Annotated in this window: 10 protein-coding genes; 8 read left to right on the top strand and 2 right to left on the bottom strand. The window is 35.5% G+C overall.

Features of this window, described 5'->3' with window-relative positions:
- Positions 1 to 44: 44 nt before the first annotated feature.
- Both HHU08_RS20355 and HHU08_RS20350 read left to right on the top strand, forming a co-directional pair.
- A complete protein-coding gene (locus HHU08_RS20355) occupies positions 45 to 554 on the top strand; it encodes a hypothetical protein (protein WP_101729379.1) in 510 nt (169 codons plus the stop codon).
- 769 nt (positions 555 to 1,323) lie between these two features.
- On the top strand, positions 1,324 to 2,805 hold the full coding sequence (locus HHU08_RS20350) for a glycosyltransferase family 2 protein (protein WP_101729574.1): 1,482 nt from the start codon (positions 1,324 to 1,326) through the stop codon (positions 2,803 to 2,805).
- Positions 2,806 to 2,931: 126 nt separating this feature from the next.
- On the opposite strand, the gene HHU08_RS20345 is transcribed toward HHU08_RS20350, so the two are convergent.
- Positions 2,932 to 3,627, bottom strand: coding sequence for a Crp/Fnr family transcriptional regulator (locus HHU08_RS20345; protein WP_101729378.1), 696 nt, complete (start codon positions 3,625 to 3,627; stop codon positions 2,932 to 2,934).
- Between the two features lie 154 nt (positions 3,628 to 3,781).
- Between HHU08_RS20345 and ric the strand changes: the two genes are divergently transcribed.
- The 3 genes from ric (at position 3,782) to HHU08_RS20330 (ending at position 5,974) form a co-directional block, all read left to right on the top strand.
- Entirely contained in the window at positions 3,782 to 4,471 is a 690-nt protein-coding gene (gene ric, locus HHU08_RS20340; protein ID WP_169189155.1) for an iron-sulfur cluster repair di-iron protein, read from the top strand.
- Positions 4,472 to 4,609: 138 nt separating this feature from the next.
- Positions 4,610 to 4,972 (top strand): cupin domain-containing protein, encoded by a 363-nt coding sequence (locus HHU08_RS20335; protein ID WP_205835657.1) that lies wholly within the window; start codon positions 4,610 to 4,612, stop codon positions 4,970 to 4,972.
- Between the two features lie 138 nt (positions 4,973 to 5,110).
- On the top strand, positions 5,111 to 5,974 hold the full coding sequence (locus HHU08_RS20330) for an NAD(P)-dependent oxidoreductase (RefSeq protein ID WP_016202156.1): 864 nt from the start codon (positions 5,111 to 5,113) through the stop codon (positions 5,972 to 5,974).
- 34 nt (positions 5,975 to 6,008) lie between these two features.
- Here the strand turns inward: HHU08_RS20330 and HHU08_RS20325 are convergent, their stop codons facing one another.
- Positions 6,009 to 7,097 carry an iron-containing alcohol dehydrogenase family protein gene (locus HHU08_RS20325; protein ID WP_169189722.1) on the bottom strand — a complete coding sequence of 363 codons (1,089 nt, stop codon included), beginning with the start codon at positions 7,095 to 7,097 and terminating at the stop codon, positions 6,009 to 6,011.
- A 771-nt stretch (positions 7,098 to 7,868) separates the two neighbouring features.
- On the opposite strand from HHU08_RS20325, the gene HHU08_RS20320 reads away from it, so the two are divergent.
- The 3 genes from HHU08_RS20320 (at position 7,869) to HHU08_RS25180 (ending at position 10,539) form a co-directional block, all read left to right on the top strand.
- Positions 7,869 to 8,678: a MurR/RpiR family transcriptional regulator gene (locus tag HHU08_RS20320; RefSeq protein ID WP_169189153.1), complete on the top strand. Its 810-nt coding sequence runs from the start codon at positions 7,869 to 7,871 to the stop codon at positions 8,676 to 8,678.
- A gap of 124 nt (positions 8,679 to 8,802) precedes the next feature.
- Positions 8,803 to 9,798, top strand: a complete 996-nt coding sequence (locus HHU08_RS20315; RefSeq protein ID WP_169189152.1) for an acrylyl-CoA reductase family protein — start codon at positions 8,803 to 8,805, stop codon at positions 9,796 to 9,798.
- A 192-nt stretch (positions 9,799 to 9,990) separates the two neighbouring features.
- The gene (locus HHU08_RS25180; protein WP_224427719.1) at positions 9,991 to 10,539 is read left to right on the top strand and encodes a nuclease-related domain-containing protein; all 549 of its coding nucleotides are present in this window, start codon (positions 9,991 to 9,993) and stop codon (positions 10,537 to 10,539) included.
- Positions 10,540 to 10,857 lie beyond the last annotated feature (318 nt).

The following is a 10,857-nucleotide window of genomic DNA, read 5'->3' as shown; positions in this document are numbered from 1 at the left end:
CGAATTGCATAGAGTAATACATCAAAAACGAAAGGGGAAAACTGATGTATTTTCAGCCGTATTATCCTTACTATGGACAACAAGTAAATTCACAACCACAAAGTAGACTTATCATCTCACCAATAGGTGGTGGAACTGGTATAAATCTTCCACCAATTGGCGGAGGCACTGTTCCAAGTTTACCTCCAATTGGTGGGGGGGTATTGCCACCATTTCCTGGAGGTCAAGTTCCGCCTATAGTAGGGGAACCACCAGCTTTTCCGGATGGCCCACATATTGGAGGAGGAGCGGACCATGGACCACCAACAACACCACCGCCATCCTATACACCACAATCAAACCAGTCACTTGTAAGTACATTTGCGATTGATTCTGGATCCATGCGACCTTGTTTGTTCCGCTTTACGTATGTTTGGCTAGAAAATGGCCGCGGATTTTGGTTCTATCCAACCTTTGTTGGCCGCCAATCTATCGCAGGATATCGCTGGCGGATGAATCGTTGGACTTATTACGGAACAGATACTAACCGCATCCGTTCTTTTCAATGTACTTAAAGAAGCAAGGAGGTGAACTTTACTAGGTTCACCTCCTATTTAAATGGAAATGATTGAGTTTAGCTTGATAGAAGCTATTGGTGGTGAGTGTGTTCGACAAAAAATGTGAATTGGAAAATCAATTTTTTTATGGAAGATGATGTTGAATGTACAGGAAGTAAAGGGAAAGAGGTCTTCATATTGAAGATGGAAGCTGAAACTTTAATTTCAATATGATGAGACTCACGAATAAAGGGGAAGTGGGATGATTCAGTAGTTCATTATTTTGAATTGATTTCTTATTATCAAGAAAAAATTTGTTCTATAAAAGAAACAAAAAAGTAAAAGAAGTAATTGACTATGTATAGATTATAATGATAATATGTTCTTAAATAAGAACTAATGGAATATAAAACAGAAGTAAATTATTATTTTTTGCTTAGTTGTTCTTTTTAAAGAACAACTAAATTGATAGAAAAGACACCCTGATGAAGTCTAACGTGTAGTGATCATGAAAGGCTGTTTTCTAAAGGATTGTTGTTTTTTCAATTGAAAAAAAGAATTAGTTGGAAAAATAGAGCATCCGGAATATACGTAGACTCCTGTGGGATTAGCGACCCCGGAGGCGAAGCTGAGGAGGCTCAGAGCGAGCCCCACGGAAAGCGAAGTGTATTCCGGCTACGGGTAATCACAACAAACTTTATGAAAACAGCCTCAAGAAAAAAGAAAGTTGGTGGATTCATTGTCCTTAGTAGTAGAAGAGGAAAAAGGAAGTATATCGTTTTTTAGCATGCCTGGAGTAAAGAAATCGTATATGAAACCGAGAATTGTCGCTTTAATTCCCGCTCATAATGAAGAAAAATCGATAAGGGATTGTTTAGCTGGATTAAATGATCAATTGCTTCCAAAGGGAGTAGAGTTAGATGTCTATGTTATTGCAGATAACTGTACGGATCGCACCGAGGAAAAAGCGATAAAGGCAGGAGAAGAATTTGGCCTAAATCTTAAGGTGATTGTTACAGAAGGAAATAAGCTTCGTAAAGTAGGAGCTTTAAATAGTGGGTGGAAATTACTGTATGGCGACATTATGGATTTTTATCATATCCAATTAACCGAATCCCAAGAATTATATAAACAAAGTATTAAAGCGATTCTTGGGATGGATGCAGATAGTCGTTTAGCTCCTAACTGTTTAAAGTATCTGTGGGAAGGCTTAATGAGTGGTCGTAACATTGGCGGAGTTATGGCAAAGTATACAATGAGGATGCCGAAAAAGAAAAGCTTATTAAGTAAAAATGATGTCTATTATGAAGAAAAATTAGCAAGTGGTGAATATGGTGGTCCAATTAGTAGATGGTGGACTCATCAACAAAAACAAGATATGGCAAGCTGGTTATTAGATCTTCAATATCATGGAGGGAGTACATATGTACTTGGAGGGCAAGCAACATTGTTTCGCCCAGAAGCCCTGCAAGAAGTAGTTAATCATAATAAATTAGATGGACCTTGGCAAAATGATAGTGATGTAGAAGATATGCTGCTTACATGGCAATTACAGAAATCGGGATGGAAGACGCTTATTAGTCCAAAAGGACGTTGCTTTGTTGATGCAATGCGTTCCTACCATACCTTTAGAGAACAACGAAATAAGTGGAATTCAGGAACAGTAGATTTATTAACCAATAAAGATTTAAGTATTCATACGCGCCATAAGGGGAAAATTTGGCGAAACCAGTTGAAATCCTTATCGGACTTAGTAATCCGAGTTCTTTTCGTTGTTTTGTTAGGGATAGCTCTAGCAACAGACCAATTCTATTGGTCTTGGATTTGGTTAACACCGATCGCCTTGGCATCCGTCCTGAACACTATTCTAGCTCTAAAAACACCGATGTATCGGCCGATCGATATTATCCTTGCCACGTTATTAATAGGACCAGAAATTTATTTATGGGTGAACTTAATAACATTTAGCCAAGTGTGGCTCCAAAAGCTTTCCGCTAATAAAAAGGATGGTTGGGCCAATCAATATGCAGCAGAGTCTGGGAAAACACGTAGTAAATTAGCACAAGGAATATTAGTTGCCATTATATGTGTCTTAATTATCGGATATGTGTGCTTCTATTATCGTGATTATTTAACTAGTGAGGCTGTTCAACAATCAATTAATCCATATTTAATGGGCGGATGGATAACGTTAACTTACTTAACAATTATAAAATCTCTCATGATGGTTTATCAGATTTGGACATTGCGTGGGCGGCATACAGCTTAAGGATATAATAAAGAAAACTTCCATTAGTGGGAGTTTTCTTTATCTCTGCTTGTTCTTAGTTGCACTCACTTCCCAGTAAGAGCGGGAAAGTTAATTGGTTTTACTAATTCATTTAATGGGGGAGAGTTATCCCCCCATTGTTTGAAGTTTTCCCTTATCATGAATTAGGATTTGCTTGTTTCCGATTAATGTAAGGATTCCTTTGTCTACAAGTTTTGCAAGTTTTCTACTAATGGTTTCTCTAGTAAGACCTACATAACTGGAGATTTCTTCTCTTGTGATGGGGAGCTTAATAAGCACTGTATTTTGGTTTTCTGATCCAAATTTCTCACAAAATTCTAGAAGCATATCAGCAATTCTTACTTCAGGGTCTTTTGTTGCTAAAGTTCTTGCTAAATCTTCTGTATGGGATAAACGCTTTGTGATTGTTTTTAGCAATTTGAAAGAGATGTCCGGATTATTTGCCATTATTTGATCAAAATCTGTTTTCTTTAATAAACAGATCTTTGTATCTTCTAAAGCGTGGCAACTTAAGTTCATGACGATGTCATCATGGAAGAGGTTGCTTTCTCCAAAAAAATCACCATCAGTTAATAAATGAACAATTTGTTCTTTCCCCTGAACGGTTAATTTAGATAGTTTGACTTTCCCACTATGAATAATAAAAAGGGATGTAGAAATTTCCCCTTCCTCTATAATCATCTCGCCTTTTTTAAAAAGTCTATGGTGAACAACATCTGTTATTTTTTTTATTTCTAATTCGGATAAAGAATGAAAGATAGGCACCCGTTTTGGGCACGGGGTAATTATATGTTGTTGCATAATTAACACCACCAATATGTTTGTGTATTTTTTCACAATTAATACAATGAATATCTAATTAAATTATAACAATGTTTAATCTGTGATTTCAATCCTATTTTATCTTGTCTTTATCTTCTATACTGTAGCTATTCTAATAAAGGAGAGTGGCGATATGAATTCCATTTTTACAGATGATACAAAAACAGGCGATATTATTATTAAGTTCCCAGCAGCTAGTAAGCTCTTTAGAGAATATAAAATTGATTTTTGCTGTGGAGGAAATCGTCCGATAGGTGAGGTTATTAAATCTCTACAACTGGAAGATAAGGACCTAGTAAAAGTTCTTAATATTATGTATGAACAAATGCAGACCACGGAAGAAATAGACTGGATGAATATGCCATTAGCAGAATTAGTGAATCATATCATCCACCATTATCATGCAAAAACGAGAGAGTTATTAGAAGAATTAGATGGATTTGTGAGTAAAGTATATCGTGTACATGGAGAGAGAGATTTATATTTGAAAGAAGTGTACACTCAGTTTTACTTATTAAAGGATGAATTAGAACAACACTTACTTGGAGAAGAGCAACGAATTTTTCCAAAAGTAATAGAATATGATGCAAATAATGAACTAGAAAGCCTTGAAGCAGCTAGAGCTGAAATAGCTATATTGGAAGAGGAACATGAAGGAGCAGGGGAAATATTAAAGAAAATCCGTCAAGCTACGAATGATTATGAGCTTCCACTGAATGCATGTAATACGTATCGATTAACGTATTTAAAATTAGAAGAGTTGGAAAGTCTGACATTCGATCATATTCATCTGGAGAACAATGTATTATTTAGAAGATTGTAAATGATAAAATGCTTCCTTAATTTTCTTAAACTATTTATTAAAGTGAGATAGGATTAATATCTGAATTAATTGAAAATATATGATAATATGAATATATCTCAATGATGAAGAGTTCACTTTGTAAATTAGTGGAGGGAAATGATGGAGAAGGTTAATTTAGCTGAAAAGTTTGCGTTATTTCATGATTATTGGAATCCTAAAATTGTTGGTGACTTGAATGAATCTTATGTTAAGCTAGCGAAGTTCAAAGGAGAGTTTGTTTGGCATCAACATGAAAATGAAAATGAAATGTTTTTGGTAGTGAAGGGAAATTTATTGATTAAATTTCGCGATCAAGATGTTTGGGTAAAGGAAGGCGAATTTCTTGTTGTTCCAAAAGGTGTTGAGCATATGCCAGTTGCGGAAGAAGAAGTTCATGTTCTATTGTTAGAACCCAAAACCACATTAAATACAGGAAATCAAGTGAACGAAAAAACGGTAACTGATTTAGAGTCGATATAGAAATAGAGGAAGCCTATTAATTATAGAATAGGCTTTTTTTAATGCTCTTTTACTATTCAAATGCTTTAATTAACGTATTTTAAAAGCACATATGGTAAAATGTGTATGAATATTGTAAAGAAAGGACGGGATAGCTGCATGAAATTAGGTTGGATAGGATTAGGAAATATGGGAATTCCAATGGCTTTGAATCTAGTAAAGGCTGGTTATGACTTAACGTTTTATAATCGTACACCGGATAAAGGAGAGGAACTACTTGCTGCTGGTGCAAAACAGGCTCAATCGTTAACAGAACTAGTTGATAACTGTGACTTAATTTTTACGATGGTGTCTGATGATAATGCTGTGAAAAGTATCTATCTTGAAAATGGAATTTTATCTCATGCTAAAGCTGGAAAAGTATTTATTGATATGAGTACGGTTTCCTCGCAAACGTCTCAATTCATCTATAAGACTGCTTTAGAAAATGGAGTGAAGTTTCTTGATGCTCCTGTATCAGGAAGTGTACAGCCGGCTAAGGACGGCAAACTGCTTGTTTTAGTTGGCGGAGAGGAACATGTGTACGAACAGATCAAATCTGTATTGGAACCGATGAGTAAGCTCTCTATTTATCTCGGTCCATCTGGGTCTGGAAGTAATGCAAAACTTGCCATTAATCTATTATTAGGAATCACTGTACAAGGGATTGCTGAATCCGTCCTTTTTGCGGAGAAACAAGGGATTAAAAAGGAAAATATGTTAACCATTATTAACGAAAGTGCAGTTGGTACAGCTATTTCCAAAATGAAAACACTATCCATTTTGAATGATGAGTTCCCAGCAGCATTTGCATTAAAACATATGGCAAAAGATTTACGCCTAGCAAGTGAAACAACGGAATTAAATGCTATCGGGGCTTCTGCAAATAAAACATATCAGTCTGCTCTTGAAAATGGGTTAGGGGAATTAGATGTGATGGCTGTTTTAAAAGAGTTAAAAGGAGATGGACCAACATCGCTTTAAGCGATGTTGAGTTCCGGCCCTTTTTTTAGTTTTTTTATATATGTTTAATGCTAGTTAGGCTTTCGAGGACGTTCATTGCCGCAATAACCTCATCTGCACGATAAGAACCTATAAGCTGAAGAGACTCTTTCGGATTAACAGCATGAGTAGCAATTTTTTGTAAGGCATCTGTTTGGTTGTCAACAATATTTAAATCCGCTAAATTAGTTGGAAAACCAAGCTGTTGATAAAATGGCAACAATGCTTCGATTTCGTCTATCCGGTTTTCTAAAGCAAGCTGTACTAAAATACCATAAGCCACTTTTTGACCATGAAGAATTGTGTGTGTTTCTTCGATAAAGCTTAGACCATTATGAATCGCATGGGATCCAGACATTCTACCATATCGTCCACCGAATCCACCCACTGTTCCTGCCAAAGTAATAACGGCTTCCACCGTTTTTGTAAAGCTTGGTGTCACTAAACCAGATGCACTGTTTTGTACTGCTTCTATGCTTTCCTTTAATAAAATATCACGGATGAAAATAGATTGGCTTAATGCTGCTTGTACAAATAAAGAGTGAGATCTTTCATCATTTGCATTACGAATAATGGCTTCTGCTTCATACCACTTTGTTAAAGTATCGCCAATCCCGCTTTTTAAATAATCAATTGGTGCATGAATTAAAAATGCTGGATCGACCAATGTTAAATAACTAGAACGACGATGATAAGCTACTCTTTCAAATGCTCCTTCTGGAGAATAAATAACACTTAATGGAGTGCTTGCCGCACATGTTCCAGCAACGGTTGGAATTAAAATAACTTCGATATTTAATGTATCTGCAACAGCTTTAGCGGTATCTAAAATAATTCCACCTCCGATGCCGATAATGACATCGGTTGCTGTACAGGATGGCGTGATTTGATCAACTGCTTGTTGAGAACTGTAGCCTCCATGCTGAATAATTTTCCAATGAGTAGGAATAGAATCTACATACTGCGAAAAAGCTTGAAAAGACTTATAGCCTGTTATGATTGTAGGAGTTTGAAAAGGGGACAGTAAACTGTCTAATTCCTTTAGAATTCCTTCTTTACAAATATATTGATTCGGACCACTTCTAACAATATCCTCTGGTTGAATGTGCATGATTTTTTCCTCCTTACAGATAGTCTCTATGAATAAATTCTATTATTCTAAAAATTATACAACTTTCAGTAAACGAAATGTAGGTATTCTTTGCAAATAATCTAATTAACTAGATGAAGTAATAGATAAACAGCAGTATAAATTTGCTATAGTTAAGAGAAGAATAATCTATTTGGGGGATAATGATAATTATTTAATTAATGGTACATTGCGTTCAGTAATAATGACAACAGCCTATGAGTTAGAGAAAAGAGTGAAATAGTATTTGTTACAGGATTTTGATATGTATATATAACGAATTTTCCGAATCCCTTCCAATTTCTTATCACTGATTAATAACGCACTCTCCTTCCTGCGGGAGGGAGAGCGATACAAGAATATTAAGCCCATCTTCTAAGACCGAAAGTAACATGTGGCCCTATATATGGAAATAGAGCAGGGAAAGTTTCAGTTCCAGATGGCGCAGGACTAATAGAACAGTGAGTACCACCAATCATATAATGATAGGGGCTATCTCCTAATATTTGTTGATTCCATGCGCCATAGTAGGGCAGAGCGAAATTTTGATATATTGGTCCATTCAGTCCAGTAATTATTGTTGGTTGCTTAACCTATACCTCCATTAATTTTTTGTTTTAGTCCACTTATTTGTATAAGATGATTGATTGCATAATAGGCTAAAGCAGATTAACTTATTTAAGGAAAGCTTATTGAAACAGAATAGATAATACTGGTTAAAATAAACAAAGAATTTGGTGATACCGTTTGAAGGATATTATTTTTCGGCTATTAGATTTTATTAATAATCATAAAACAAAAGATACGAATTATTTCATTGCACTGGCTTTATTAAAAGATGTGCAACAGATTGCTAATATGAATATTTCTGTTTTAGCAGAATCCTGCTATACCTCACCAGCAGCAATTACAAGGTTCTGCAAAAAAATTGGCTATGCTTCCTTTCAAGAATTTAAAGATATTGCTAAAAAAGATAGTATAGAAAATTCAATCGATGAATATATTGAGCAAGGATTGCAAGTGAATGAAGTAGCAAAAGTGCTTCACAAACAGTTTTATCAGAAAATGGTTGAGTGGCTGCATACAATGGAAACAGGGATGAATGTTAGTGATGTTAGAGAGATTTTAGAAGTAATCCATGACGCAGAGAAAGTTTCTTTCTTTGGAACGCAGCTATCTCAAGCAATGGCTCAAGATTTTCAGTATCGTTTAGTGAAGTATGGAAAATTCGTTCATGCTTTTTCAGATATCCAAGAACAAATGGAGAATATAGCAGAATTAGATGACCAATCCGTTGCTATTATCACAAGCCCCTCTGGAAGATTTATAGAAGGGAATGTGGAATTGATGCGACTTATTCAAAAGAGTAAAGCAAAAATAATTATTATAACCCATAATGATGAGATTCCTTTTATAGAGAAAGCTGATATTGTATATCGACTGCATGGAAAAACATATGATAGAACAGGATTCTCTTCCGAGCGTTTTGGTCTCATGTATTTTTATGATTTTGCGATTGCTTTCTATCAAAAGTTATATCCAGGCGATAAAAGTTAGAAGGCGTAAATGGTCATCGCCATATGTAGGAGGAAATCTGTATTTTTACTATAATCATAGGGTAATTCCTTTGCTTTGACCTGTTATTTTTAAATTGGTACTATGAGTACGAGGTGAATTAAAAATGAAAAATAATTTCCAAGCAGTCGTAGTTGATAATAAAGATAGTAATTTTTCAGTACAAACAAAGCAGTTGGGGTTGGAAGATTTATCCGCTGGTGAAGTAGTAATAAAAGTTCATTATTCTGGAGTAAATTATAAAGATGGGCTTGCTAGCACTCCTGACGGCAAAATTGTGCGTTCATATCCACATATTCCAGGAATCGATTTGGCAGGAATTGTTGTTTCATCAGAAGATAGTCGCTTTAAAGAAGGAGACTCTGTCATCGCTACTAGCTATGAAATTGGTGTATCTCATTCTGGGGGATATAGTGAATATGCTCGTATTCCTGCAGATTGGATTGTTCCACTACCAGCGGGATTAAGCTTAAAAGAAGCAATGATCATTGGAACAGCAGGCTTTACCGCAGCTCTTTCTGTGCAACGATTGCAGGATAATGGCTTGAAGCCAGAGAATGGACCTGTATTGGTTACAGGTGCTACTGGTGGTGTCGGTAGCTTTGGTGTGGCGATGCTTTCCAAATTAGGCTTTGAGGTTGTAGCAAGCTCTGGGAAAAAAGAAGCTGCAGACTATTTAATAAGTATTGGAGCATCAAATGTTATCGGAAGAGAAGAAGTATATAACGGCAAAATAAAGGCGTTGGACAAGCAAGTATGGGCTGGTGCAGTTGATCCTGTCGGTGGTGAATCTTTGGCAGCCATTATTAGCAAAATAGTATATGGTGGATCCGTTGCAGTAAGTGGATTAACAGGTGGCGGAGCAGTGCCAACAAGTGTATTTCCATTTATTCTGCGAGGAGTAAACCTTCTTGGAATCGACTCTGTTTATTGCCAAATGGAGATTAGACAAAAACTGTGGGGAAGAATTGCAACCGACCTTAAACCAGAGGAACTATCTTCATTTATTTATAAGGAAGTATCCTTACAGCAATTACCTGAAGAATTGCCAAAAATATTAGAAGGCGGTATAACAGGAAGAATTATTGTTGCAGTAGAATAAAAAAGAGAGGCTGTTCTTACGGAATGGCCTCTAAGAAAAGATAGAAAGAATGAAATAAATTAGTATGCTTTATAAACCTCGTGCCGTATCTCCAGAAATCCTCGTTTTACAATCCTTGAATCTACGAAATGAACTAGATTTAAATGAAAAACAGTATTTAGTTCATCTGCAAAAAGGCTGGGAAGGAGAAAAATGTTTGATTACTTCACAGAAAATCTTTTAGAGGACTGTTATATAATCAATGATTTACTACTGCAAATAAATAACACTACCTTTCAAATGGATGCCACTATTATTAGCTCTGAAGGAATTCACCTTTTTGAAATAAAGAATTATGAAGGGGATTATTACTATCAAAATGATCGAATGTATACGATGAATCATAAGGAAATCAGTAATCCGCTTAATCAAATCAGGAGGAATGAAACGCTATTTCAACAGTTACTTCAAAAGAATGGTTGGGGAAATAAAACAATTACTTCCTCTGTTGTTTTTATTAATCCCGAGTTTACCCTCTACCAAGCCTCCTTATCTTTACCATTTATTTTTCCAACGCAAGTTCAGCGATATTTAAAAAGAATGGATTATCATTCCTTAAAGCTAAACAAGATTCAGAAGCAACTGGCTGGAAAATTAACATCATTGCATATTGACAATTCCCCTTTTCAAAATTACCACCATATGACTATAAAGAATTACAGAAAGGAATATTCTGTGAAACATGTAATTCATTCGAAGTAACAGAAGCAGGAATGAATGTGATTTGCGAAGAATGCGGCCATGAAGAAACAGTCGAAACAGTGGTATTACGCAATGTAGATGAACTTAAATTACTTTTTCCTCAAGAGAAAATAACAACGCCCTTATTATAATGATTGGTGTAGGATCATTCATTCCAAAAAAAGAATTCGTAGAATATTAGAAAAGCACTATAAGCTAACCGGATTCAATCGTTGGACTTATTTTGAATAATCTTGGAAGAATAATAGAGTTTATTAATTGTCAGTGGGAAAATGAAAGAAAGGAGAGAGTGTAAGCACATTTTTTATTGGAAATTGT

The organism is Niallia alba (assembly GCF_012933555.1).
GTDB lineage: Bacteria > Bacillota > Bacilli > Bacillales > Cytobacillaceae > Niallia > Niallia alba.
This window is presented reverse-complemented; position numbering and strand designations above follow the sequence as displayed.

What these genes read in the sequence shown, in the direction of transcription:
- HHU08_RS20355 (WP_101729379.1), top strand. Translation starts at nt 45, where the DNA reads ATGTATTTTCAGCCGTATTATCCTTACTATGGACAACAAGTAAATTCA.
- HHU08_RS20350 (WP_101729574.1), top strand. Translation starts at nt 1,324, where the DNA reads ATGCCTGGAGTAAAGAAATCGTATATGAAACCGAGAATTGTCGCTTTA.
- HHU08_RS20345 (WP_101729378.1), bottom strand. Translation starts at nt 3,627, where the DNA reads ATGCAACAACATATAATTACCCCGTGCCCAAAACGGGTGCCTATCTTT.
- ric (WP_169189155.1), top strand. Translation starts at nt 3,782, where the DNA reads ATGAATTCCATTTTTACAGATGATACAAAAACAGGCGATATTATTATT.
- HHU08_RS20335 (WP_205835657.1), top strand. Translation starts at nt 4,610, where the DNA reads ATGATGGAGAAGGTTAATTTAGCTGAAAAGTTTGCGTTATTTCATGAT.
- HHU08_RS20330 (WP_016202156.1), top strand. Translation starts at nt 5,111, where the DNA reads ATGAAATTAGGTTGGATAGGATTAGGAAATATGGGAATTCCAATGGCT.
- HHU08_RS20315 (WP_169189152.1), top strand. Translation starts at nt 8,803, where the DNA reads ATGAAAAATAATTTCCAAGCAGTCGTAGTTGATAATAAAGATAGTAAT.
- HHU08_RS25180 (WP_224427719.1), top strand. Translation starts at nt 9,991, where the DNA reads ATGTTTGATTACTTCACAGAAAATCTTTTAGAGGACTGTTATATAATC.